Source organism: Luteibacter sp. RCC_6_2, from assembly GCF_041360655.1.
In the GTDB taxonomy this organism is placed as follows: Bacteria; Pseudomonadota; Gammaproteobacteria; order Xanthomonadales; family Rhodanobacteraceae; genus Luteibacter.
On the sequence record NZ_JBFUPQ010000003.1, the window covers coordinates 262,733 to 287,350 of the forward strand.

At 65.4% G+C, this 24,618-nt stretch carries 25 protein-coding genes; 9 read left to right on the plus strand and 16 right to left on the minus strand.

Annotation, left to right across the window (positions count from 1 at the left end):
* Positions 1-7: 7 nt before the first annotated feature.
* Together AB6730_RS04570 and AB6730_RS04575 are read left to right on the plus strand one after the other, a co-directional pair.
* A complete protein-coding gene (locus AB6730_RS04570) occupies positions 8-598 on the plus strand; it encodes a hypothetical protein (RefSeq protein ID WP_371022474.1) in 591 nt (196 codons plus the stop codon).
* A gap of 84 nt (positions 599-682) precedes the next feature.
* The gene (locus AB6730_RS04575; protein WP_371022475.1) at positions 683-1,390 is read left to right on the plus strand and encodes a hypothetical protein; all 708 of its coding nucleotides are present in this window, start codon (positions 683-685) and stop codon (positions 1,388-1,390) included.
* A gap of 679 nt (positions 1,391-2,069) precedes the next feature.
* Here AB6730_RS04575 and AB6730_RS04580 read toward each other — a convergent pair.
* On the minus strand, positions 2,070-2,606 hold the full coding sequence (locus AB6730_RS04580) for a lipocalin family protein (RefSeq protein ID WP_371022476.1): 537 nt from the start codon (positions 2,604-2,606) through the stop codon (positions 2,070-2,072).
* A gap of 224 nt (positions 2,607-2,830) precedes the next feature.
* Here AB6730_RS04580 and AB6730_RS04585 point away from each other — a divergent pair, with 224 nt between their 5' ends.
* Positions 2,831-3,121, plus strand: a complete 291-nt coding sequence (locus tag AB6730_RS04585; RefSeq protein WP_371022477.1) for a hypothetical protein — start codon at positions 2,831-2,833, stop codon at positions 3,119-3,121.
* A 142-nt stretch (positions 3,122-3,263) separates the two neighbouring features.
* Here AB6730_RS04585 and AB6730_RS04590 read toward each other — a convergent pair whose 3' ends face one another.
* The 5 genes from AB6730_RS04590 to AB6730_RS04610 form a co-directional block, all read right to left on the minus strand.
* Positions 3,264-3,809: a HutD family protein gene (locus tag AB6730_RS04590; RefSeq protein WP_371022478.1), complete on the minus strand. Its 546-nt coding sequence runs from the start codon at positions 3,807-3,809 to the stop codon at positions 3,264-3,266.
* On the minus strand, positions 3,806-5,902 hold the full coding sequence (dinG, locus tag AB6730_RS04595) for an ATP-dependent DNA helicase DinG (RefSeq protein WP_371022479.1): 2,097 nt from the start codon (positions 5,900-5,902) through the stop codon (positions 3,806-3,808). Before dinG ends, AB6730_RS04590 begins: the two co-directional genes overlap by 4 nt.
* Before the next feature lie 68 nt (positions 5,903-5,970).
* Positions 5,971-6,252 (minus strand): DUF2188 domain-containing protein, encoded by a 282-nt coding sequence (locus tag AB6730_RS04600; protein WP_371022480.1) that lies wholly within the window; start codon positions 6,250-6,252, stop codon positions 5,971-5,973.
* 90 nt (positions 6,253-6,342) lie between these two features.
* Positions 6,343-6,927 carry a DNA-3-methyladenine glycosylase I gene (locus AB6730_RS04605; protein WP_371022481.1) on the minus strand — a complete coding sequence of 195 codons (585 nt, stop codon included), beginning with the start codon at positions 6,925-6,927 and terminating at the stop codon, positions 6,343-6,345.
* Between the two features lie 3 nt (positions 6,928-6,930).
* Entirely contained in the window at positions 6,931-7,422 is a 492-nt protein-coding gene (locus AB6730_RS04610) for a DUF1993 family protein (RefSeq protein WP_371022482.1), read from the minus strand.
* Between the two features lie 246 nt (positions 7,423-7,668).
* On the opposite strand from AB6730_RS04610, the gene AB6730_RS04615 reads away from it, so the two are divergent.
* Both AB6730_RS04615 and AB6730_RS04620 read left to right on the plus strand, forming a co-directional pair.
* Positions 7,669-8,625 carry an ABC transporter ATP-binding protein gene (locus AB6730_RS04615; protein ID WP_371022483.1) on the plus strand — a complete coding sequence of 319 codons (957 nt, stop codon included), beginning with the start codon at positions 7,669-7,671 and terminating at the stop codon, positions 8,623-8,625.
* Entirely contained in the window at positions 8,622-9,383 is a 762-nt protein-coding gene (locus AB6730_RS04620; protein ID WP_371022484.1) for an ABC transporter permease, read from the plus strand. Before AB6730_RS04615 ends, AB6730_RS04620 begins: the two co-directional genes overlap by 4 nt.
* 57 nt (positions 9,384-9,440) lie before the next feature.
* Here the strand turns inward: AB6730_RS04620 and AB6730_RS04625 are convergent, their stop codons facing one another.
* Positions 9,441-9,947 (minus strand): DUF1993 family protein, encoded by a 507-nt coding sequence (locus AB6730_RS04625; protein WP_371022485.1) that lies wholly within the window; start codon positions 9,945-9,947, stop codon positions 9,441-9,443.
* Positions 9,948-10,049: 102 nt separating this feature from the next.
* On the opposite strand from AB6730_RS04625, the gene AB6730_RS04630 reads away from it, so the two are divergent.
* Together AB6730_RS04630 and AB6730_RS04635 are read left to right on the plus strand one after the other, a co-directional pair.
* Positions 10,050-10,652 (plus strand): aromatic acid exporter family protein, encoded by a 603-nt coding sequence (locus AB6730_RS04630; RefSeq protein ID WP_371022486.1) that lies wholly within the window; start codon positions 10,050-10,052, stop codon positions 10,650-10,652.
* The gene (locus AB6730_RS04635; protein WP_371022487.1) at positions 10,649-11,353 is read left to right on the plus strand and encodes a VIT family protein; all 705 of its coding nucleotides are present in this window, start codon (positions 10,649-10,651) and stop codon (positions 11,351-11,353) included. Before AB6730_RS04630 ends, AB6730_RS04635 begins: the two co-directional genes overlap by 4 nt.
* Positions 11,354-11,369: 16 nt before the next feature.
* Here AB6730_RS04635 and AB6730_RS04640 read toward each other — a convergent pair whose 3' ends face one another.
* The 4 genes from AB6730_RS04640 to AB6730_RS04655 form a co-directional block, all read right to left on the minus strand.
* Entirely contained in the window at positions 11,370-12,734 is a 1,365-nt protein-coding gene (locus AB6730_RS04640) for a GGDEF domain-containing protein (protein ID WP_371022488.1), read from the minus strand.
* Between the two features lie 63 nt (positions 12,735-12,797).
* Complete coding sequence (locus AB6730_RS04645) at positions 12,798-14,051, minus strand: TCR/Tet family MFS transporter (protein ID WP_371022489.1); 1,254 nt, start codon at positions 14,049-14,051, stop codon at positions 12,798-12,800.
* Positions 14,052-14,062: 11 nt separating this feature from the next.
* The gene (locus AB6730_RS04650; protein WP_371022490.1) at positions 14,063-15,247 is read right to left on the minus strand and encodes a cation:proton antiporter; all 1,185 of its coding nucleotides are present in this window, start codon (positions 15,245-15,247) and stop codon (positions 14,063-14,065) included.
* Between the two features lie 107 nt (positions 15,248-15,354).
* Entirely contained in the window at positions 15,355-15,699 is a 345-nt protein-coding gene (locus AB6730_RS04655; RefSeq protein WP_371022491.1) for a hypothetical protein, read from the minus strand.
* 94 nt (positions 15,700-15,793) lie between these two features.
* Here AB6730_RS04655 and cysK point away from each other — a divergent pair, with 94 nt between their 5' ends.
* Both cysK and AB6730_RS04665 read left to right on the plus strand, forming a co-directional pair.
* Positions 15,794-16,750 (plus strand): cysteine synthase A, encoded by a 957-nt coding sequence (cysK, locus tag AB6730_RS04660; RefSeq protein ID WP_371022492.1) that lies wholly within the window; start codon positions 15,794-15,796, stop codon positions 16,748-16,750.
* Between the two features lie 106 nt (positions 16,751-16,856).
* Complete coding sequence (locus AB6730_RS04665) at positions 16,857-17,237, plus strand: hypothetical protein (RefSeq protein WP_371022493.1); 381 nt, start codon at positions 16,857-16,859, stop codon at positions 17,235-17,237.
* A 210-nt stretch (positions 17,238-17,447) separates the two neighbouring features.
* Here AB6730_RS04665 and AB6730_RS04670 read toward each other — a convergent pair whose 3' ends face one another.
* From AB6730_RS04670 to AB6730_RS04690, 5 genes are all read right to left on the minus strand, one after another.
* The gene (locus tag AB6730_RS04670) at positions 17,448-20,240 is read right to left on the minus strand and encodes an AAA family ATPase (protein ID WP_371022494.1); all 2,793 of its coding nucleotides are present in this window, start codon (positions 20,238-20,240) and stop codon (positions 17,448-17,450) included.
* The gene (locus AB6730_RS04675) at positions 20,233-20,895 is read right to left on the minus strand and encodes a hypothetical protein (protein WP_371022495.1); all 663 of its coding nucleotides are present in this window, start codon (positions 20,893-20,895) and stop codon (positions 20,233-20,235) included. The genes AB6730_RS04670 and AB6730_RS04675 overlap by 8 nt, the downstream gene beginning before the upstream one ends.
* Complete coding sequence (locus tag AB6730_RS04680; RefSeq protein WP_371022496.1) at positions 20,888-22,198, minus strand: hypothetical protein; 1,311 nt, start codon at positions 22,196-22,198, stop codon at positions 20,888-20,890. Before AB6730_RS04680 ends, AB6730_RS04675 begins: the two co-directional genes overlap by 8 nt.
* Before the next feature lie 2 nt (positions 22,199-22,200).
* On the minus strand, positions 22,201-22,797 hold the full coding sequence (folE, locus tag AB6730_RS04685; protein WP_371022497.1) for a GTP cyclohydrolase I FolE: 597 nt from the start codon (positions 22,795-22,797) through the stop codon (positions 22,201-22,203).
* Positions 22,798-23,077: 280 nt separating this feature from the next.
* Positions 23,078-24,547 carry a DNA recombination protein RmuC gene (locus AB6730_RS04690; protein ID WP_371022498.1) on the minus strand — a complete coding sequence of 490 codons (1,470 nt, stop codon included), beginning with the start codon at positions 24,545-24,547 and terminating at the stop codon, positions 23,078-23,080.
* Positions 24,548-24,618 lie beyond the last annotated feature (71 nt).

Below are 24,618 nucleotides of genomic sequence, written 5' to 3' on the forward strand. Positions count from 1 at the left end.
AAATTCAATGACACTTTATTTTCTGATCGTCGTCGCCCTCGGGATACTGACGCGCATGGTGTCCATGGCCTTCACGGCGGGGATGGAAAAAGCGGTGCCGGAGATGGGTGCCGGAGGTGTCCGCGGTGCGGCGCACGAACGCTATACCAACCGCGCGCTCCTCGGCGTGCATCGTGTTCCCACAACGGGCCTGCGTATCCTGCGCGGCGTGCTTCGGGTTCTGACGGTTCTGATGTTCCTTGGGTATTGCGGCGCCGTCTATATCGCCTTTTCAGATGGATCTATGCCGAGACAGTGCGATCTATGCCAGTTCGATCCCCGAGATAAATCCTTCCAGTTCTGGGCAGCCTATTCGCTCGCGATAAGTCTGCTCCTGACGATGCACCTGGCGAGCATGATGGTGCTTGTCAGTGACCCCCGTATGGTCGAAGCCACCGGATGGGTCGATTATCGACGAATGAAAATGGCGCTCCGCATGATTTTTCAGGATCGCCCCGCACCTGCGGGTTCCTTCGGCAGGACACTTCGCACCGCGTGCCGTTGCTTCGCTGTCTTCGCCATCGTCGACGTGCTCTTCCTGATGGCGTGCGAACTGTGAAGAGACAACGCATCTACCAACCGTTGGGTGATCGATATGCGTAGCACTGGGCTCTGTTTTTGCGTGTCGCTGATAGTAGCCGTCATGCCTGCAGTAGCCGTGGCAAGCGGGCCGGCACTGAAAATGCTCCAGGATGATGGTGTGGTCTACGTGCTATTGAGCAACCACGGCGACAAGCCCATCAAGGTGAGAACCGACTTCCTCCTAGACTCGTTAATCGGAAGTTTGAGGTTCAATGTGCGTAGAGGTGCGACTGATCTGCCGCTGTCCGCGCACATCAATCCCAATCTTCCCACCGAGGAGACGTATATTCGACTACCTAAGGGATTCGTTCACGGTCAGGTTTTCGGCAAGTGGTTCATCGCGTCCATGTACGGGATGGGCGTCGGCTGCTACGACGTTTCGGTGACATACCACGATAGGATGGCAAGTGACTTCGCTGCGTTCGGCGATGAGGTGACATCTAACTCGGTGCGTCTTTGCATCGATGCCGAGAATTCAGGTGTGCCTCTCTCAGTCAAGGAGGCTAAGGCCTTGGCAGAGAGAAGTGTCTCCAGGCGTGCAGAAGCAGCTGGCGATGCATCGGTTACAGCGCTCGGAGAAGTCGATCACTTCTTTCGGTTTGGCGTACGGTCTCAGAGTCGCACGGAAATTTTCGTCGACGGGCGGACTGCGGAAACGTGGGTGTCGAATGGGAAGGAATGTGTACGCGTCGAGAGGGGAGGTCTGGCATCAGTGTATTCCGCCCATGGTTTGCCGCCCTCTGCCTGTCAAGCCGAAGGCGGCAAGTAGCCATGATTGCGCGCAGTGGTGACGAGTTCCGCACACTTGCGCTGGAACCACATTAACTGGGTTGCTTATGCCAACAACAATTCCGATCAAGAACCTCGACCTGATGGGCGCGTAGGCATGCAGTCCGGGATGCGAGCCGTGAAAAAGATTCTCCTGCTTGGACTCATTGTGTTCTGCCACGCCTGTCAAGACTCTGCACCAAATGGAATAGTTGACGACTGAGATCTCGTTGCACATCTAACCCTGCATCCTGCAGGAAGCACGAAAACGTTCACAGGTCTCGCAACCGCTGTACCGTCGCACGTCATCGCGTCGTCTTGGTGGAGGATGAGAGGACTTATAAGCAAGTCGCCCCGAACGCGAGAAACATATAGAGGATTCAGCGTGGTCGAGGTTCCTGGGTTCGGCGCAAGCGTCGTGCTGTTGCCAACCTCATACTCTGAAGCTTATCCGTGGGTGGTCATTTGCGATGGACCAGGTATGTCAGAACCGGTTGGTGACTGCGCAATCAAGGGGAACTCGGGTACGTGGGTGGCCGAAGTTCCTATCAAGACGGTTGATATGGGTATCTTTCCCGTGATCGTCCAAGCTATCCAAGATACGTTGCCTCCGAAATCCACGGCGAACACCCCTTGAAGAACTAGTCACATGTGTCTCTCGATCTCGGGTTCTTGGCCTTCTAAATAACCTCTCCAGAGACGATCAACCCCGACAAGTCATACCCCATCGCCACGGCTCGCGTCTTCAACGCATCGAACGTCTTTCGATCCAGCGACGGCTGCCGCGACAGTATCCAGAGGTACTTCCGCCCTGGTTGCCCGACCATGGCCCATCGGTAGTCATCGTCCAGCGCCACGACCCAATAGTCCGCCCAAACTAGTGGTAACCACGACAGCCATTTTGGCGCGAAGCGCACTTCCAACTTCCCCTGGGCGAAGGGTTCCGGGCGACGAGCCACGCCGTCGCTGGCGATGGTCGCGCCTTCGGCGGTGACGCATTCGTTGTGCACTGCAACGGTACCGTCGGGCTGGGGCACATAGCGCGCGGTGACGAGCCCTGTGCACTTGCGCTGGAAATACATCGGCAGGCGGGCGATCTCGTGCCACGTGCCGGCGTAGCGCGCCAGGTCGAGGTGGGCGACGGCGGTCACCGGGGTGGTCGCGACGACGGTGGGCGTGGCCATGGAGCCGATGAGGGCGATGAATGCGGAGCGCATGGCTGGATTCCTTCAGGGCGACCCCCTACGATGCCCATGGGGAGTGAACGTCGTTTGAACCGCGCTGCACCGGGGCATGCCATCGCATGGACAGGAATCCACCTCTCGTCCGCAGACCGCTGCTGAGGCGGTTGCGGGAGCGTTTTGTCTCCCGGGTGGCGGTCCGCTTCGATCGCGATGCGGGAGCTATCGTCACGTGTCCTGGGCGGTTGCGGATGCGTGAGGTGTCGATCGATCGCATCGTGCGCGTGGAAGCGGGTAATCGTGACGATGCCGCGTACGACACGGTATTCCTGTTCTTCCATGTCGAAGGGGAAGAAACGCTTGCCGTGTCGGAAATGGAGAAGGGCTTCGCGACGTTGGTCGATGACCTGCGGCTTTATTTTCCGGGGATCGAGTATTGGCAGCGTGCCGTGCCGCCGGTGGCGTTTCAGTTGACGTCGGTGGATCTTTGGATGCGGGCGTCGTTGGATACGCCGGGTGGGGAGGGTGACGTGGTGGATAGTGCCGCGTGAGGTGGTTTGGGCGTCGATGATTTTAGGCGGGAAGAGCATCGCCGACAGGGTCGGCTCCCACCAGTCCGCCGAAACCTGATCGTTAGCCGCAATCTGCTTGGTGGGAGCCGACCCTGTCGGCGATAGCAGGTCGACAGGAGCGTCAGATTTCGCCAATCATGACGATCAACGCCGTGGCGCCGTGGGGTAATTCGAGATGGTGGGGCCCGATGACCGAATCGCCCTCACGGCAGGTCTGCCCATCGACACGCGCTTCGCCGCGGGCCACGTAGAGAAGCACGGCGCCTTCCGCAACCGTCGCGGCAACTGGCCCACGTATGACATCGACACGTCCGTGCCGCACACCACGCCGCACCATGAGATTGAAGTCGCGCGTCGCTCCACCGGATAACGTCACGTCGACGCGAGCCTCGCCAGGAAAGTCGAATGGAGCGAGCGGTGTCGTCAGTGCATGCTCACGTTCCCCATCCAGCGTCATCGTGAACCCATCGCCCTCCAGCAGCACGATGGTGCGGTCGATGCCCGGAAACGTGGAGAAGGGCGAAGCCGTATCCACGTCCGCGATGCTGACGCGCCAGAGGAAATCGTCCATCGAAGCGCCAACTGGCTCAACGGCGATCTCGCGTGTGACCCCGAGGCCGTTCTTCCACGGCACGGCCTTCAGGTCGTCGAAACGAAGGATGCTCATGCGACGCGCTCGATCTCGCGGGCGAAGGGTGGCAGCGCGCGAAGCATGCCCGTGCCGTAGCGCTTCGTGATGACGCGGCGGTCCAGCAGCACGATGCGGCCCGTGTCGGTTTCGGTACGGATGAGCCGGCCGCAATACTGTGTGAGCAGGCGCGTGGCATCCGGCACGCTCACTTCGATGAAGGGATTGCGTCCACGCGATTCCAGCCATTCCGCATACGTGGCGCCGACGGGGTCCGTCGGCACGGCGAATGGCAGTTGCGTGACGACGACGGTCTCGCAGAGCTTGCCCGGCAGGTCGAGGCCTTCTCCGAACGAAGCGAGCCCGAACAGGGTGCTCCCCTTGCCGGCCTCGATGTCTTCGCAATGTTCCGCGATGAGTTGCGACTTCGACAACGAACCCTGCGCGCGCACCTTGCGCACGAACTCGATCGGCAGGATCTGCAAGACCCGATCGAGCTTCGCCCGCGACGTGAACAGCACGAGGTTCCCCGCGTTCCAGTCGAGGTGCTTGGCCAGCCACTCGGACACTTCGCGTGCATGGCCTTCACGATCTTCCGGCAAGGACTTCAGCGCGGGCACTTCGAGCCGGGCTTGTCTTTCGAGATCGAATGGCGAAGGCAGGCTGAGCGTGAGGGCTTCATTGGGCAGGCCCACCGAATCCGCGAAGCCACGGAAGTTGCCTCCGGCGCTCAGCGTGGCGGAGGTCATCACCACCGCGGACGCATTGTCCCAGAGCACGCTGCGCAACAGCCCACCCGCCGAGACGGCGGAGGCATGGCAGACCAGTTGCTGTTCCGGTGTCATGCTGACCCAGCGGGCCAGCGGCGGGCTGTTCTCGCGGTCGTCGGTGGACCAGGCGTACCAGGTGCGCACCTGACGATCGAGGCGTTCCAACGCCACGCCGAGTTCCCGCGACAAGGCTTCCTGCGTCGGGCCGCCCGCTTCCATTTCCACGACCGTGCGGCGCACGGTGCGCAACCAGCGTTGGATGTCCTTGGTGATGAGGTGCAGGTGCTCGGCGTGCATCTTCCAGTTTTCCGGAAGTTGGCCGAGCGACGCGCGGAACACCGGCTCGGTCTCGCTCGACGAGGGTGTCCACGACAGGCGGATCTCGCGCTCGATCTCTTCCAGCGCGTTGGACATCGCCAGCAGCTTCTCGTCGCCCGCTTCCAGGGTGAGGTTGCCGATGCTTTCCTTGTCGGTGAGCGAATAGGCGCCATGGATCTGGTTTTGCAGCCGGCCGATCCGGCGCACCGCGGTGGCGAGATGCACGTCGGCGGCGCCACGGTCGATCGCCTTGCCGGGCACGTGGTGCGCTTCGTCGAAGATGTACAGCGTGTCTTCCGGCTTGGGCAGGATCACGCCGCCGAAGGTGTCTTCGTCACGTGGCATGGTGAGGTCGGCCAGCACGAGGTCCTGGTTCGCCACCACGATGTCGGCTTCGCCGATGGCACGGCGGGCGAGGAAGAACGGACAGACGGCGAAGGAGCCACACTTGCGGCCCGTGCAACCGCCGGCGCTGGTGGTGACCATGCCGCGGACGAGGTCGGAGAGCGGCTCGGGACTGGTGTCGATGTCACCGTTCCACTCGCGCGATTCGAATACCTTGGCGAGTTTCTCGACGGCCTTGGTATCGCGCTCGGCGGGCGGGCGCGACCACAAGGCGAGGTCGGCGTCGAACTCGAAGCCTCCCTGTGCCGAGGGCTCCGCGCCCGCTGCGCGAAGGTTGCGCGGGCAGAGATAGCGGCCACGGCCCTTGGCCAGCGCCACCTTGGCTTCCACGCCACACAAGGTGAGGTATTGCGGGATGTCGCGCTGGACGAGCTGTTCCTGCAACGCCACCGTGGCCGTGGCGATCACCAGCTTCTTCTTCTGCGCACGGGCCACTTCGAGCCCGGCGATCAGATAGGCCATGGACTTGCCCGTGCCGGTCGGTGCCTCGATCACGGCGGCACCCGCCGGTTCGGCCAAGGCCTTGGCCACCTCGGCGATCATCTTCAGCTGCGAGGTACGCCCACGGAACCCCGCAAGGCCGTCCTTCAGCCGCGCATAGGCGGCGCGGATCGCGGCTTTGGTGTCGTCGGTGAGCATCGGGCAGGCATGGGAACGTGCGGGGCAACCTTGCAAGGTTACCCTATCGTCGTCTCAGCCCACGAGGCTCAGGCGTGGCGGTTCATTCCGGTGGACGGCGTGGGGAGGCCGGGAACGAGTCCGGCCACCACGAAGGTGTGTTCTTCCCACGTTCCGTCGGCCTGCTGCACATGGATCTCGACGGGACGGCCGAGGCTATCGGACAGGCCCGGGGCCAGGGCTTCCGCGGCGGCGATCGCCGCGGCCTGCGACGCATACCGGCCCAGGGGAAGCGAGGCACGGCGCACGATCCACGGTCCCTGTGTCGATTCGCTGTATGGAATGAACAGTTGGGCGGAACTGGAAGCCATGGGACCCTCTCGATGGTGGGTGTGCCAGACGGACGAGGCCGCCGCTGCGGCCTCGCGATCCACGCTACGCCGAATCGGCTAAAAAACCCGTTAACCCTTGGCGGGCAAGGGCTGCCGGGATATTTCCGCGCGCCGGAAGCAGTCGGGGGCATGGCTGTTGATGAGGCCGGTGGCCTCCATCCAGGCGAAGACGATGGTGGGTCCGACGAAGGTGAAGCCGCGGCTCCGCAAGGCCTTCGACACCTGCCCGGACAGGGGGCTGTTCGGTGGCACCGGGCCCTCCCAGGCGATGGGCTCGCCGTCGACGAAACCCCAGGCGAAGCGCGCGAAATCCTCGCCGGCGTCGCGCATCGCCAGATAGGCCCGGGCGTTGCGAATCGTCGCGTCGATCTTGCTGCGCGAGCGGATGATGGCGGCGTCGGCCAGGAGGCGTTCGACGTCGCGCGGCCCATAGGCGGCGACACGCTCCGGATCGAAACCATCGAAGGCCTGCCGGAAGCCTTCGCGGCGGGCGAGGATCGTTCGCCACGAGAGCCCCGCCTGGAAGCCGTCGAGGATCAGCTTCTCCCAGAGCTTGCGGCTGTCACGCTCGGGTACGCCCCATTCGCGGTCGTGGTACCCGCGCATGAGGTCGTCGGCGTCGCCCCAGGGACAGCGTACGAGGGGATCGACCATCGATTACCCGCCGAAACCGAGGTAGTCGAGTTTGCCGACGCCGACACCGTTGTGGCGGAGGATGTCGTACGCGGTGGTCACGTGAAAGAAGAAATTGGGGATGGCGAAGGTCAGCAGGTACGACGCGCCGGTGAAGCTGTGTTCGGTGTCCTTGAACTTGCGCGAGATCGCGCGCGTGGCGCCGGCCTCGAGCGCTGCCCGGTCCACCGATTGAATCCAGGCCACCGTGGCGTCGATGCGCTTGCGCAGGTCGGCGATGGTGGTCTCGTTGTCTTCGAACGACGGCGGCTGCACGTCGCCAAGGCGCGCGATGGCGAATTTCGCCGTGTCGCTGGCGCGCTGGACCTGCCCAGCGAGATTCAGCATGTCCGGGGCGAGCCGTGCTTCCACCAGGGAATCGCCGCCGTGTGCCTCTGCCTTGGCGAGGAGATCGGAAAGGACGCGGAAGCCGCGGACGAAGACGGGAGCGGAGGCGTCGTAGGTGGAGATGCTCATGCGGTGGTATCTCTTGAGGTGGGCGACCCCGATCGACGTGGGGATGCCACAGGACTTCGACAAGCCCGACTCCCTGGTGGGAGCCGACTTTGTCGGCGATCCCGCGGCAGCGGGCCAGGGTACGGCAGGTACCTATCGCCGACAGGGTCGGCTCCCACCAGGCCTTGCACCCTTGCACCAAGCCTCGCACCCGGCCTCGTTCGGGTCTACCATCGGCCGCCTTACCCACCGATCCCGCGGGTCCCCATGCCGCCACTCGATGCCACCACGTCCGCGCCCGACGTCATCGTCGCGATACGCGGCCTCTCCAAGACCTACAAGACCGGCTTCCAGGCGCTCAAGCGCGTGGACCTGGAAATCCACCGGGGCGAGATCTTCGCCCTGCTCGGCCCGAACGGCGCAGGTAAGACGACGCTCATCAGCATCGTCTGCGGCATCGTCAATGCCAGCGAAGGCAGCGTGAGCGTCGACGGTCACGATATCGCCCGCGACTACCGTGCGTCGCGCGGGCTGATCGGCCTCGTGCCACAGGAACTGTCCACCGACGCCTTCGAGACGGTATGGGCGACGGTGAAATTCAGCCGTGGACTCTTCGGCAAGCCCGCGAATCCGGACTACCTGGAAAAGATCCTGCGTGAGCTTTCGCTGTGGGAAAAGCGCGACTCGAAGATCATGACCTTGTCCGGCGGCATGAAGCGCCGCGTGCTGATCGCCAAGGCGCTGGCGCACGAGCCGCGCGTGCTCTTCCTCGACGAACCCACGGCGGGCGTCGATGTGGAACTACGTCACGACATGTGGCAGATGGTCCATCGCCTGCGTGAATCGGGCGTCACCATCATCCTCACCACGCACTACATCGAGGAAGCGGAAGAGATGGCCGATCGTATCGGCGTCATCAACCGTGGCGAACTGGTGTTGGTGGAAGAGAAGCACACATTGATGCGCAAGCTGGGCAAGAAGCAGCTGTCGCTGCAATTGCAGACACCGTTGCAGGGCGTACCGGAAGGCCTGGCGAACTGGCCGCTGGAGTTGTCGGCCGATGGCAGCTGCCTCATCTACACCTTCGATACCCAGGGTAGCGACACCGGCATCGCGGAACTGCTGCGCAAGCTCGGCGAACTCGGCATCGACTTCAAGGACCTGCATTCGAGCGAGAGTTCGCTCGAGGACATCTTCGTCAGCCTGGTGAGGGCACGCGCATGAACGTCTACGCGATCCGCGCCATTTATCGCTTCGAGATGGCCCGCACCTTCCGTACGCTGATGCAGAGCATCGCCTCGCCAGTGCTTTCCACGTCGCTCTACTTCGTCGTCTTCGGCGCCGCCATCGGTTCGCGCATGGGCGATGTAGGCGGGGTGAGCTATGGTGCCTTCATCATTCCCGGCCTGATCATGCTGTCGTTGCTCAACGAGAGCATTTCCAACGCCGCCTTCGGCATCTACATGCCGAAGTGGGCAGGCACCATCTACGAACTGCTTTCGGCACCCGTGTCTTACGTGGAAGTGGTGCTCGGCTACGTCGGCGCGGCAGCGACCAAGTCGGTCATCCTCGGTCTGCTCATCCTCGTGACCGCACGCCTGTTCGTGGACTACGAGATCCTGCATCCGTTCTGGATGATCGCCTTCCTGCTGCTCACCGCCGTCACCTTCAGCCTGTTCGGCTTCATCATCGGACTGTGGGCCGACGACTTTCAGAAGCTGCAAGTGGTGCCGCTGATGGTGATCACGCCGCTGACCTTCCTCGGTGGCAGCTTCTACTCGATCTCGATGCTGCCGCCGGTCTGGCAGAAGATCACGCTGTTCAACCCGGTCGTGTACCTGGTCAACGGCTTCCGCTGGAGCTTCTACGGCAAGGCGGACGTGAACGTGGTGGTCAGCGCGGGCATGACGGTCGGCTTCCTGCTGATCTGTCTCGCCGTGGTGTGGTGGATTTTCCGCACGGGTTGGAAATTGAAGTCGTAAGTGAGAAGGAAGCCGCCGGGTCCCCGTGAAGACGGGAGCACGGCGGCTTTCGCGGACTCAGGCCTTGCCGAGGAAATCCGCCTTGCCCAGCACCACGCCCACGCCACGCAGGATCGCGTAGGCCGTGGTGGTGTGGAAATACACGTTCGGCAGCACGAAGTTCAGCAGGTAGTCCTGTCCGCGCGTGCGCATCTCGCCGCTGCGCATCTTCAGCACGATCTCGCGCTCCTCGCTGCCTTCGAACTGCGCGGGCTTGAACGACTCCAGCATGCCGATCACCTTGGCGATGCGAGCTTGCAGGTCGTCGAAGGTCGCCTCGTTGTCTTCCATCTTCGGCGGCTCTTCGCCGGCCAGGCGGTATACGGCACCTTTCGCCATATCGGTCGCGATCTGCACCTGGCGGATGAGCGGGAACATGTCCGGCGTAATACGCGTGTTGAGCAGCACCTCGGGCGCGATGTTGCGGTCGGCCGCGTGCGCAGCGCCCTTGGCGAGGACGCCGGAGAGGTTGGTCAGGGCGCGGACCAATACGGGCACGCAGGTCTGGTACATCGTGATGGACATGGGTTCGTAAACTCTTGTGGTGGAGGTCGGCCAGTCGGCCGCGGCGACGTATTGTGCGGGGTCGTTGGCGGCGCGTCGACGGCGGCGGGTTAGGATGGGCACATGAGCTCACCGGACGCGCATCCCTCCCGTACCGACGCCGCCTTGCGGGTGATTCGCCTGCGCCGGGCGCAGCGGGCGCTGGACGGATTGTTCCGTTCGTTGCCGCTCGGCCGCCGGGTCCGTACCGGGATATTCATGGCGTTCAAGACCGTGCTTTCGGCCCTGGTCGCCTATGCGATCGGACACGCGCTGCACACCGAACAGGCGTTCTGGGCCGCGATCAGCGCCGTGGCGGTGACCCAGCCCCACTTCGGCGACACCCGTGGCGCAGGCCGCGACCGCTGCCTGGGAACGATCTTCGGTGGCATCGCCGGCCTGCTGGGCCTGTCGGTCGGGGGTAGCGGCGACATGCTCTCGTTCGGACTGGCGCTGGGGCTGGTCACGCTGGCCTGCTGGACGGCGAACGCGGGCCCGGCCGCCCGTATCGGCGGCATCACCACCGCAATCGTGCTGCTGGTTCCCAGCCAGGGGCCACGCTGGGAGGTTCCCTTGTACCGTTTGGGCGAGGTCATCCTCGGCACGCTCTGCGCGCTCGCCATCGGCTGGATGGTGTCGCGTCTCGAAGAACGGGCGGAACGCAAACAGGAAACGGAGGCACCATGATCCCCCGAACGCGCCACCGCGAGCGACACAAGCTCGACCGGATCGGCTGGCTGCGCGCCGCCGTGCTCGGTGCCAACGACGGTATCCTCTCCACGGCGAGCCTGCTGGTGGGCGTGGCGTCGGCGGGACGGGCAGGGCCGGGCGACATCATGATCGCCGGCGTGGCCGGACTGGTCGCCGGGGCCATGTCGATGGCGGCAGGCGAATACGTGTCGGTCCGTTCGCAGGCGGATAGCGAGAAGGCCGAGTTGGCACTGGAATCGCGCGAGTTGCGCGAGGACCCGCGTGGCGAGCACAAGGAACTGACCGAGATCTACGTTCGCCGCGGCCTCGACCGGGAACTGGCCGATCGCGTGGCGGAGCAGTTGATGGCGCACGACGCGCTCGAGGCGCATGCGCGGGACGAGCTGGGGCTGTCGGTGACCATGGCGGCACGGCCGTTGCAGGCCGCCGCCGCGTCGGCGTTGAGTTTCGCCAGCGGCGCTCTCCTGCCGATCGTCGCCGCGGCATTGTCGGCGCGTGACGCGGTCACCATGGTGACGGTGGCCGTGTCCCTCGTGGCCCTGGCGATCCTCGGTGCGGTATCCGCCTGGACCGGGGGCGCGAGCATCGGCCGCGGCGTCACCCGCATCGTGTTCTGGGGTGCGGCGGCGATGGCGCTGACGGCGGTGGTGGGGCGTCTCTTCGGCGTGGCGGCTTAAGCGGTTACCGGGGTTTTCAACCCACCACGCAGCGATTGCGACCGCCGTTCTTGGCCGTGTACAGCGCAAGGTCCGCGCGGTCGAATACCGACTGTGGCGTGTCGCCCGGCCGGAACTGGGTCAACCCGATCGACGCGGTCACGCGAACGGGCTGACGGCTCGCATGGAAGGCGAGGTGCTGGATCTTGCCTCGCAGACGCTCGCACACCTGTAGCGATTCCGCTTCGTCGGCGCCATCGAAAACCACGATGAATTCCTCACCGCCATAACGGGCGACGAAGTCGCAGGGGCGTATGTGCTTCAGCAGCGCCTGGCCGATGATGCGCAGCACCGCGTCGCCCGCGGTGTGGCCGTAGGTATCGTTGATGCTCTTGAAGTGGTCGATGTCGATGGCCGCGATGCTCAGCGGCCGCATGGTGGCCTGCCAGCTTTCGTAGGCCGCCTCGATCCGCTTCTCGTAGGCGAGGCGGTTCGGCATCCCGATCATGGTGTCGGTCTGCGCGAGTTCGTGTTCGCGTTCGAGCGAGCGCTGCAAGGTGTTGCGTTCGGTCTCGAGTTGTTCGATGCGCAGCCGCATCCGCTCCGCGCGTTCGCGGTACGCGGTGAGCCGGATGCCTTCGCGGTCGCGGAAATCGCGGAAGCAAAGCGAGATGGTCTCGAGGCTTTGATTCACGCGTTCGCGCAACTCGTGCATGTCGTCGATCTCGAGCGCGGCTTCGCCGAGCAGGCGCATCTCGTGTGCCACCGAGGCATCCAGGGCTTGCCCATTCGCTTCGCCGGTGGATTGATCGGCCAGTTCCCGCGACATGTACTGGCTCATCTCGTCGAGACGGCCGGTGACGTGGCGGAGCACGGCCTGCAAGGCGTCGATCTCGCGTTGCAACCCGATGCGCTGTTCGTTGACGAGGTCGGCCAGGCGGTCGCCGCACGCTGCCAGCGCCACCAGGTCGCCCGCGTCGGCGACATCGTGGCGCAGGTCGTTGGCGCGGTCCGCGAGTCGCGGCAGGATGACGATGCGGTCGACCAGGCGGCTCAGCGACGACTGGACGGAAGAACCGTGTTCGGTGCGCTGGGGACGCGTGATGGGAATGGACCGCTCGTCGTTCACGCCACGCGGGCGGGCGCCCAAGCCCTCGATCGCCTCGGCGAGCTCGTTGACGAGCGGCTCGAGTGACAACGGTTCCATGGTGCCGCTCAAGGCGGCGGACAGGCGCTCGATATGGGGGTCGACCTGGTCGTGCGCGCCATGGGCGACGCGGCCGAGGCAACCGACCAGCTGGCGCAGGAGGGACTCCGCGGTGCGCCACTGCGCCTCTTCACGGGTCAACCGCTCCACGGCTTCGTGATACTTGCTTTCCCAGAGCTGGTTGTCCAAACGCACGTCCCAACCGTCGCGTTATTTGCCGATTCGGATCACATAATACGATGAAGTTTGCGAATTAGCTCACGTTTTCCGGGCCAGGGCGGGCTCCGGCTCGCCCCTCGTGGCCCGCGCCGCCACCACGATGCCGACGGCCACGAGGGCCGCGGCCACCAGGAAGGGAAAGCCGGGCAGGTGCACGGTGCGTGCCGGCGAAATCCAGAACGCGAAGATCTGGGCGAACAGGTAGGGACCGAAAATTCCTGCGAAGCTCCCCAGGCTGGTGACGGCACCCTGCAGGCGCCCCTGTTCGTCCGGCTCCACGTGGCGGGTCATGATCGACTGGATCGGCGGGCCGGCCAGGCCCCAGAGCGACATCAGCGGGATGCCGACCAGGAAGGCCCAGCCCACGGGGGCCAGGCCCATCACGGCGAACGATGCCGTGCCGAAGGCCATGCCGGCGAGCAGGACGCGACGTTCGCCGAAGCGGGCCGCGAGGCGGCCGGTGAGGAAGGCCTGCACCGTACCGTCGCAGGCGCCGACCAGGGCCAGGACGTAACCGACCTGTTGCGGTCCCCATCCGTAGCGATAGTCCGCGTAGAGGACGAACACCGTCTGCAACACGTAGTGGGCGAGATAGAACAGGAACATCACGATGGAGAGGCCGAATACCTCGCGGTGGCGGCGCAGCATCTTCAGCGCGCCGAACGGATGGGCCGTACGCGGCTCGAAGCGAGCCGCCCGTTTCTCCGGCGGCAGCGACTCGGGAAGGATGAAGAAGCCATACAGGAAGTTGGTCAATGCCAGCCCGGCCGCCACCCAGAACGGCAGGCGCAGGTCGATCCCACCGAGGAAGCCTCCCAGCGCCGGACCGACGATGAAGCCGATGCCGAAGGCGCCGCCGAGCATGCCGAAAGCGGCCGCGCGTTTCTCCGGCGGGGTGACGTCGGCGATATAGGCGTTGGCGGTGGTGAAGCTCGCCGCGGTGATACCGGAAATGACACGCCCGACGAAGAGCAGCCATAGCGAAGGCGCGATCGCCATGAAGACGAAGTCCAGCCCCAGGCCGAGGTTCGACAGCAACACCACCGGTCGCCGCCCGAACCGGTCGGACAGCGCACCCTGGATCGGCGAGGAAATGAACTGCACGATGGCGAACACGGTACCGAACACACCCACCCACCAGGCGGCGTTCGACACGGTGTTGCCGGTCATCTGTTCGATCAGGTGCGGCAGCACCGGAATGATGATGCCGAACGCCAGGATGTCGATCAGCACCGTGACGAAGATGAAAACGACGGCGGCGCGGCGCACGGGGGTGTGGGTATTCGTGTCCATGGTGTCCGTGGTCAATCCAGGAGTCGCTTCAATCGCGGCGCCACGATCGGCACCGTCAGCATCGTGCTCGCCACCGCCATGAGCAGCAACGCGGTGAATGTCTCGCTGGTGATCACGTGGCGGTCGAGCAGGATGTTGACGAAGATGATCATGATCAGCGCCTTGGTCTGCAACAGCCAGCCGATCGTCCATGCATCGCCACGCGCCCAACCGAGCAGCTTGCCCGCCAGTCCCACGCCGGCGAGCTTGCCCGCCACGGATGCCACCAGCAGCAATGCCGCGGCGACGAACACCGCCGTGCCACCGACCGACCAGTTCGTGCGCAGTCCGGTGGAGAGGAAGAACACAGGCATCACCACCAGCAACACGTGATGGCGAAGCTTGTCCAGGTGATCGAGCGTGAACCAGTCGCGGTCGATGATCGCACCGGCGAGGAACGCACCGACCATGTAATGCAGGCCGCACCAGTCGGCGCCATACCCGCAGGCGGCCAGCCATATCAGGCCGACATACCAGCGATCGCTTTCCTTGAGTCGCACCATCAACTGGCGGAACAGCCATGCCGCCACCGCGAAGCCGGCGAGGAATGCCGCCTGGTGCCCCACCCGCTTCCAGTCGAGCAGGATGATCGCGAGCACGCCCCATATCGCGAGATCGTCGAGGCTGGCGTAACGCAGCACGCGCATGCCGAGTGGCCGGCGCAGGATGTCCAGCTTTTCGAGGAACAGGATGAGGATGGGCAAGGCGGTCACCGCACATGCCATGCCCACGCCCAGCACGAACTGCCAGGTGGCCGCCGCTTCGCCCATCCACCCGTCGCGCCAGGCCAGCATCGCCAGGGCGGCCAGGCAACCGGCGACGAGGGGCCCGGCCAACGCGAGGCCCGCCGTCGTACCGCATTCCCTGCGCTGCTTCCAGACCTCGCGCAGGTCCAGCTCGATCCCGGCGATCCAGACGAACACCATCACCGCCCACCAGGCGATGCCGTTCAGGGCGCCGATGACCGGCGGCGCGAACACCGTGCCGTAATAATCCGGGAAGACCTTGCCCAGCACCCCCGGCCCCAACAGGATGCCGGTGACGATCTGCACCACCACGAGCGGCGCCCAATAGTCGGTACGGAAAACGCGCCAGACCAGATATGGCACGCCAAGAATGATCGTCATCGCGATCAGGAACAATTCGGTCGTATTCATCCACCCTCCCCAGGTTCGCCAGAGGGTAACGGAAATCGATAAAAGTGGGACCCGGCAGCCCGGTGCAAGCCAGGCTCTGGTGGGAGCCGACCCTGTCGGCGATGCTCTTACCGCGGCGGCTGCGAAAGCTCCCTGGCATCCAGCACCCCGTCCCCATTCCGATCCAGCTTGTGAAACTGGTGGATCAGGTTGCGCTGGAACTCGTCCAGGTGCACCGGCCTCGCACCGGGACGCATCGGACCATCATTGGCGTCGAGCACCCCGTCGCCATCGACGTCCATGCGCAGGAAGCCCTGGCTCATGTAGCGGACATACTCCGCTTCGTCGATCCGGCCGTCGCCATTGCCGTCCATGCGGCGAAGGTATTCCACAGGCGTTCGCGGGAAGTCCTGGCCGAAAACCGGGGCGATCAGGAACAGGGTGGCCAGCAAGCCGTATGGACGTCGATTCATGGGCAGGCAGTCTGCTCGATCCCCGACCGTTTGTCGCCCCGTGGGAAACGGGAGTACCTTTGAACCCTTGCACCTTTCGCCAAGGGATTTGCCCATGATCCACGACAGCATTCTGGATACCATCGGCCGCACGCCCATCGTGCGCCTGCATCGGCTGGCCCCGCCCCGCGTGACCCTCTACGCGAAGGTGGAATCGTTCAACCCGGGCGGGTCGGTGAAGGATCGCCTCGCCATCGCCGTGATCCTCGACGCCGAGCGGAAGGGTTTGCTGAAACCCGGCGACACCGTGGTCGAGGCCACCTCCGGTAACACGGGTGTCGCACTGGCGATGGTTTGCGCGGCCAAGGGTTACAAGTTCGTTGCGACGATGGCGGACAGCTTTTCGGTGGAACGCCGGAAGCTGATGCGGGCCTATGGCGCCAAGGTGATCCTCACGCCGGCCGCCGAGCGCGGCAGCGGCATGGTGAAGCGGGCGGAGGAACTGGCCGCGAAGCACGGCTGGTTCCTGCCGCGTCAGTTCCAGAACCCCGCCAATCCCGCTTACCACCGCAACACGACGGCGGCGGAGATCCTCCAGGATTTCGCCGGTCGCCGGCTGGATGCCTTCGTCACGGGTTGGGGTACGGGCGGCACGCTCACGGGCGTAGGCGAGGTGCTGAAGGTGGCCCGTCCCGAGGTGAAGATCGTCGTGTCCGAACCCGCCGCCGCGCCGCTCCTCGCCGACAAGCCATGGTCGCCGCACAAGATCCAGGGCTGGACACCGGATTTCGTGCCCGAGGTGCTCAACCGGAAGATCTTCGACGTGAATCTGCCCGTGGACGAGGTGCTGGCGCGCGATACGGCGCGGCGGCTCGCCCAGGAGGAAGGCGTCTTCGTCGGCGTGTCGGCCGGCGCCACCGTGGCGGCGGCCTTGAAGTATGCCGAAGGCGTGGAAGAGGGAAGCGTCATCCTCGCCATGCTGCCGGACACCGGCGAACGTTACCTTTCCACCTTCCTGTTCGAGGGTGTCGAGGAAGGGTCGGACGATGCATGGCTGAACAGCCTGTCGTGACAGCCGCGAAGCCGCCGGTGAACCATCATCGGCGGCTTACAAACGCACTGCGTTCCCATCACGCCTGACGCGTCACGGTAGGCCCTTCGAAAAGGAGGAGACCACCATGACCCTGTTCCGCAGCAAGAGCATCGGCGAAGAAGTCCTCGGGCGCGCGCACCGCGTCGCGGGCGCCGTCACCGGCCATCATCCTCGCGAAGCACTGGGTGCCGCGCGTGAGTACGCGGGGCAAGCGGGTGCTCTCGCGAGCCAGGCCGTGGGTGCCGCTGGGCGCGGTGTCCGCCGCAACATGGGGTTGAGCATCGCCATCGGGGCCAGCCTCGGCGCGTTGGCCACCGCGTATCTCCTGGCCCGGCGTCATGCGCGGTTGCATGACGAACACGACGAACATGATCCGACGAGGCAGCGGCCGACGAACAGCAGTGGCGACGCGCTGGATGGGTCGGGCGAGGACAACCCTATCCCGGGTGAGACGGGGCTGTATTAGCCGCCGTGGTGGGAAGCCGCTTCAGCGGCGATTGGGTGCTTGCCGCACCCTGGCCCGCTGCCGCGGGATCGCCGACAAGGTCGGCTCCCACAACGGCAGGGATAGGGCTCCCCACCAGGGCAGGACTTCCACCGGAGCTAGGGCTTCTACCGCAGCTTGGACTTCCACTGGAGCTAGGGCTTCTGCCGGAGCCTGGACTTTCATCGCGGCTTACGCCGCGTTCGAGCGTCTGCGCAGTACCGCCAATGGTTGGGCCCAGGTGGCGCCGGGGCGGCGCTTGCTGGTGACCAGGGTCAGCTCCGAGGGCTGGAACACGTTGACGTTGTGGGTCGCCGGCGTGGTCAGGATGTACTGCGCGCGGGTGCTCTTGAGGAAGGCGCCCACCTTGTCGATGTTGAAGATGTCGAGGTGGGCGAAAGGTTCGTCGATGAAGACGAAGCCGCCCGGACGATCCTCGTCGCGCATCAGCGCCACCAGCAGCAACAGCGATTTCATGACCTGCTGGCCGCCGGAAGCTTCGCCGTCGTCCATGCCGATCCAGCCCTTCTTGTCGAACTCGAAGCGCACCTGCAAAGCGGCCGAGGCGAGGGCGAGGTCGTCGTTGCTCAACTCCGGAAGGTCGACATCGACACCGATGCCTGCCAGTTCGGCCAGCACCTTGAGGTTCTTCGCGTAGCGGCGGACGGTGTTGCGCAGCACCTGGATGTACGCGCCGCGCGCTTCGTGCGTGATTCGCGACGCGCGTTCGAGATGCACGCGGCGCTTTTCCAGGTCCTGCTTCAGGCCTTCATGGTCGGCCCAGAATTTCTCGCGCAGGGCGAGGACGCTCGGGTCCTGCTCCCAATGCCCCTCGTCGAGGCGACGCTCGATGCGATCGATTTCCCGGCGCACGGCGGAGGGCGATTCGTAGCGTTCGCGAAGCGCCGCCATGGCGCCGCGCGTGCGATGGACGAGGGCGACGTGGGCGCGCTTCAGCCGGAACGCCTTGAGCCGGTCGGCCTGCTCGCCACGCAGTTGATGGTACTGGCGCACGGTGTCGGCAAGCTGGTTCTGGATCGAGCGCTGCTCTCGCGCGGCGTTGTCGCGCGCGTTGGATGTCTTCAGCCGCTTCTCGCGCACCGCTTCGTAATGGACTTCCGCCGCCGCGTGGCTGTCGGCGGTACGCTGCACGTCTTCGCGCAAGCGTGCCTGTTGCTCGCGTGCCTCGGCGAATTCGTCGGCGCGGTCGGCGAGCTGGCTGCTGGCGCTGGCGCCACGCAGTACGGCTTCCGCATCGCTGGCACGGGCGAGGGTGTCCTTGCGCTCGGTGGCGATGTCACGCAGGCGGCCCTCGATCTCGCGCAGCCGGGCTTCGCCGTCCCTCAGCTGGCGTTCGCGCGCGCCGGAGCCGAAATACATGTCGTCGACGCCGAGATGGCGTCCGCCGCGGCGTTCGCGGAAATAGCCCTGCGGCGTGATCCAGTCCTGGTCCTTGCCGATGCGCGCCCCGTCCGCGACGTCCTCCACGCGGCGGATGCGATCGAGGTTGCGCAGCAGCCAGTCCGGCGCCGCGGCCGAGAACTCGACCACTTCCAGCAGCGAGCCGCGCGTGGCCGTGCTGGCGGGCGCACGGTCGGCCACGACGAAATGCTTGTATCGATGCTGCTCGCCCAGCTTCCATGCCTTTTCGCGGTCGCGCGGGTCGTCCAGCAGGACCACATGGCGATAACCGGCGAGCACGGCCTCCACGGCGAGTTGCCAGCGGGGCTCGACGATCTCGACGATCTCGCTGAGCATGCTGTGACGAATGCCGGCCTCGTCGAGCGCGCGGCGGAACGATGCCTCGAAATCCGGTGTATAGCGCCTGCCGCTACGCCAGGCGGAGAGCTGCGTCGTCAGCGTCGCCAGGTCCTGGCGCAAACGGGTCTCCTCCGCTTGAAGAGTGTTCACTCGGGCCCGCGCGTCGCGGGCGACATCGGCAAGCCGTTCGTGATCGGCACCGCCCTGGGCGGCGACCATTTCGCGCAGCCGCGTCTCCTGCTTGATCAGCAGGTCGTTCTGGGCGAGTTCGGCGCGAGCCGCGTCGAGGCTCTTCTGGGTTTGCTGGCGTGCGAGGTCGGCCTCGTGCTGTTCCGCACGCAACGCTTCACCGGTGGCGTCGAGTTCACCCAGCTGACGGGTCAGTTCCACATCACGGCGTTCGAGTTCCGCGACGCGGCGTTTCACGCCGGTGAGTTGTGGGCGCGCACCACGAATACCCGCGCTCAACTCGGCCAGTTCCGTGCGTGGCAGGATGTCGGCGACGAGTTCGATACGTTCGCTCTTGAGCGCGTTCCATTCCTGGTACGACCGTGCGCGCGCCTCGGCTTCCTGCAGGCTCACGCCGATCAGCGAGAGCTGGTGCTCCAGCCCATGTTGCTCGCGATCCGCCTCGGCCTGCTCGTTACGCGCGCGCTGGTAGTCGTCGAGCACGGCCTTGTCGCCGAATACGTCGAAGACGAGGTCGAGCAGCGCCTTGGGTGGCAACTGGCAGAGCTTGTCCGTCGCACCTTGTTCCAGGGTGAGCACACGCCGGATCGCCTGCGATAGTCCCGCGCCTTCCAGGCGCACGCGGTATTCGCGCAAGCCGAGGAAATCGCCACGCGCCTCGATCTCTTCCACGCTGACGTCGCCGCCGAGCACGGCGTACTGGCGCGTCCACTCGCCTCCTTTCTTCTGGATGCGGCAGGCGAGGGTCACCTCGCGGTCCATCAGCGGAAAGAACGGGCGCTCGCCGCTCGGTCCAGGTGTATTGCCCACGCGTGCACGCAGCCAGGCAAATGGCTTGCCGTTGTGGCGCAAGTAGCTCTTGTAGTCGCGGTTGCCGGCGCAGTCGATGGTGAGCAGGGTGCGCAGGGCATCGAGCAAGGTCGTCTTGCCGGAGCCATTGGGGCCCACCACGGTCACGATATTGGTATCGAGCGGCAGGCTGAAACGCTGCCAGTAGTCCCAATGCACCACTTCAAGGCTGCGGAAATCAAACATCGGTGTTCTCCCCGGCGGGGCGCGGGGCGGCATCCGCAAGTAAGTCGCCGAGCGCGCCGTCGAGGATGCGGCGCGCCGTGCGTTCGTAGTCGAAGGCGAGGTCGAGCAAGGGGCCTTCGGCGACCTCGCCCTTGCGGCGCACGATGAAGCCGAGACGGTTCAGCGTACCGAGGTTGAAACCCACCCGTGTCTTGCCACCGAGCTTGTCGCCGAAGTCGGCCAGCAAGGTACGTTCGGCGATCACGGGAGAGATGGCCGGATCGCGCGGTATGGGCTTGTCCTCGGCGAACATCTGGCTTTGCGAGGCGGCCGCTTCCGCATCCTGTCGCTCGACCTGGCGCTGCCGTTTCGGCAGCACGATCAGCGCCCAGATGACGACCAGCAAGGCCACGCCGTCGCGGTCGAGCTGCAAGGTATTCGAGATCCAGCTGTCGCTGCCGCCGAAGACGGCGCGCTCGCTTTTCCGCGCCACGGCGAGGCCGACGTAGGCGGCATAGGGATGTTCGCGCAATTCGAGTCCGACGGCTTCGAGGCGGCGGTCGAGGTCCTCGCGGAAGCCTTCGTCGAGCAAGGCCTTGCGTGCCTGAGCATCGTCGCGTGGCAGCCAGCGTTGGGCGAGCAGCCGGGTGATAAGGCTGGCGGTATCGTCATGCATCGGTGGTGTCCTTCGCGGCATCGCGCGGACGCAGGCGTCCGGCGCTGACCAGCGCGATCTGGGGCAGGTCGGTCTCGATCAATCGCGCCTCGATCTCCAGCGCGAGCGGCAGGCGCGCGAGGTCGGCGGTGCCACCTTCCAGCGCCGCCGACTCGGGATCGCCGAGCAAGCCAAGCAGGGAAAGGCGATAGGCGGAAAGTGCGTAATCGTCGCCGATGAGCGTGGCTTCGAGTTCGCGCGGTTCGGCGATGGTCGCGAGTTCGGCACGCCAGTCGTCGAGGAAGCGCAGGTCTTCCTCGTCCATCGGCAGGTCGGCGGTATCGGGCGGCTCTTCCGCTCCCGGCAGCGCGGTGCTCTCGGCGGCGAGCCGTTCGCGTTCGAGCAGCTCGAACTCGGCGACGTCGAGGGCGATCTGATCGTGGATGAAGGGGGCGGGCAAGGGCAGCAGAAGCTGACCATCCTCGAAGGCGGCCAGCGTGTCGATGTCCTGCGCGCGCAGCCAGCCGACCAGGTCCGACGAGGACAGGCCGGTACGGCCCAGGTGCACGCGGTGCTGGTCGATCTTGTTGAGTTCGCGCTGGAAGGTGCCGGCCTGGCGCAGCAGGGCGCTCTGCGCACGGCCGACGGCCTGGGCCAGGCGATGCGCCGCGGGCTCCAGGTCGTCTTTTTCCGTGATGCCGGCGACGACCTCGGTACCCTTCTCCACCCACGTCCAGACCGAGTCGAGGCGTTCGGCGGCGTGGCGGATACGGTGTTCGGACCCGGACAGCACGGCGCGATCGAAGTCTTCTTTCAGCTCGGTCAGGCGTGAGAGCAGGTGGCCGAGTTCATCGACCGACACGCGCCCCACCGCCTGCCCCGCGGCGAGTTGCGCCGTGAGGTAGCCGAGGCCGTCATCGTCGTCGTCCTCGAACTCGAGCATCGCCGCGATCGCGCCCAGCGCCTTGCGGCCCAGCGGCCCCACGCGGTAACGAAGGGTCTCGCCGTCGTAGACCAGCAGGTCGTGGTCCTTGAGCCGCTGGACCACCGTCTCGAGTTTCACCGGGTCGACGAAAGCCAGGTGGTCGCGGATCTCCTGGGGCGTCCATTCCGTCGCATGCGAGCGGCCGCCGAGCGTGCGCAACACCAGCAGGCGTAGCAGCACCTGTGCCTCGCTGCCGTGGAACAACGCGGAGAACGTGCGCAGCAAGCCGCGCCCCCGCAGCAGCGGGAACACGGACGGAAGGTCCTCGACGACGACGCCGTCGCGGAAGAGATCCTGCAGGCGTTCGTCGTGGACGGTGGTGTCGGCCGGACCGCTCAAGGTCAGCGACGGTCGACGCCGACGAAGCGGAGGAATTCGCCTCGTGTGCGTGGATCTTCGCGGAAGCTGCCGAGCATCTGGCTGGTGATCATCGACACGCCGCGCTTGTGCACGCCACGGGTGGTCATGCATTCGTGGCTGGCGTCGATCACCACGCCGACACCGCGCGGACGCAGGGTGTCTTCGATACAGTGCGCGATCTGCGCGGTGAGCTTTTCCTGCACCTGGAAACGACGGGCGAAGCCGTCGACCACGCGGGCGAGCTTGCTGATGCCGACGACACGATCGGTGGGAACGTAACCCACGTGCGCGCGGCCGATGATGGGGGCCATGTGGTGCTCGCAATGGCTCTCGAACTCGATGTCGCGCAGGACGATCATCTCGTCGTATCCGGCCACTTCCTCGAAGGTACGGCGCAGGTAGTCGGCCGGATCCTCGTCGTAGCCCTTGAACCAGTCCGAGTAGGCCTTGACCACGCGCTTGGGCGTATCGAGCAGGCCCTCGCGGCTCGGGTCCTCGCCCGCCCACAGCAACAGCGTGCGCACGGCCTCCTCGGCCTGTTCACGGCTAACCGGGCGGGACTTGGCGTCGTCGCTCATCGGGACGGATTCCTTGATGGAAGCAAAGGAGTCATTGTAGTGGGAGCCGACCTTGTCGGCGATCCCGCGGCAGCGGGCCGGATCGAGGCAAGCACCCATCGCCGCTGAAGCGGCTTCCCACCGGAGCGGCCTTCCCACCCGAGCGGCTCCTTCGCGGGAGGTGACTTTGCCAAAACCTTGTGGGAGCCGGCTCTGCCGGCGATCCCGCGGCAGCGGGCCAGGTTGAGGCAAGCACCCATCGCCGCTGAAGCGGCTTCCCACAGGAACGGCTCCCACCGGGTTATTGGTCTTCGGGCGGGGGAGTGGGGGTGGTGTCGGCCTCGGCCTCGGCGTCATCCAGGCCGGGCGCCAGTTCGAGCAGGACTTGCGATTCGTCCGCGCCCAGCGATTCCACGCCGCGCAGCTTGCGTTCGATGGCGCGGGTGCGAATGCCGGCGCTGTCGATGCTGTTTCGTACCGTGTCCAGTTGCTTACGGGTCTTCTCCAGCACCGTGGCGAACTTGCCGAACTCGTTCTTCACCGCCGCCAGCACGTGCCAGACCTCGGACGAGCGCTTTTCGATCGCCAGGGTGCGGAAGCCCATTTGCAGGCTGTTGAGCAGGGCGGTGAGCGTCGTCGGACCCGCCACCGTGACGCGGCACTCCCGCTGCAATTGCTCGGAAAGCCCGGGGCGGCGGATCACTTCGGCGTAGAGGCCTTCGGTGGGCAGGAAGAGAATCGCGAAGTCGGTGGTGTGCGGCGGCGCGATGTACTTGCTGCGAATGCGCTTGGCTTCTTCCCGGACGCGCAGTTCGAGCGCCTTGCCCGCCAACAGGGCGCCTTCGGCATCGGCCGCGTCCTGGGCGTCGAGCAGGCGCTGGTAGTCCTCCACGGGGTACTTCGCGTCGATCGGCAGCCAGACCGGCGTGCCTTCCTCGGTGCCGGGCAGGCGGATGGCGTATTCCACGCGCTCGCTCGAACCGGGCACGGTGGCCACGTTGGACGCGTACTGTTCGGCCACGAGGATCTGTTCGAGCAAGGCGCCCAGTTGTACTTCGCCGAACGTGCCGCGGGTTTTCACGTTGGTCAGCACGCGCTTCAGGTCGCCCACGCCGGCGGCGAGCGCCTGCATTTCGCCCAGTCCGCGTTGCACGGCCTCCAGCCGCTCCGACACCAGCTGGAACGACTGGCCCAGCCGTGTCTCCAGGGTGGACTGGAGTTTCTCGTCCACGGTGGCGCGCATCTGTTCGAGCTTGGCGGCGTTGTCCTGCTGGATCGCGGCCAGCCGTGTTTCCAGGGTGGCGCGGACATCGCCGAGGCGCTTTTCGTTCTCGGCGGTGAGCGCGGCGAAACGCTGGTCGAGCACCTCGCCGAAATGCTTCAACGTCAGCGCGGATTCCTCACGGGTCTTGCGCGAATCGTCGGCCAACCCCTGGCGCAGCGATTGCAGGCCAATGTCGGTGCGCTCGGTGAGCTGGTCCAGGCGGCGGCCGAAGCCTTCGATGCGCTCATGCTGGCGGTCGGCGGCGATCTGCAGTTGTTCCTGCACGTGGCCGCGGAATTGCCCGAAACTTTCGCCCAGTTCCCCTCGGCCCGCGCGCTGTTCTTCGCGGATGACGCCTTCCAGCCGGCGGTTGTCCTCGCGCAGCGCATCGAGGCGAAGCGCGCTGCCATCGTCCTGCCTGCCGCGGGAAAGCAGGGCGATCAGCAGGCCCAGGCACGCCAGCGCGACGGCCAGCAGGGCGATCAGGAGGATGGTTTCAAGCGTCATGGAGCGAGAGGGTACCTGTGTTGGGAGGCCCCTGGCGAAGCCGTCGCCGCTGAAGCGGCTCCCACAGGAGG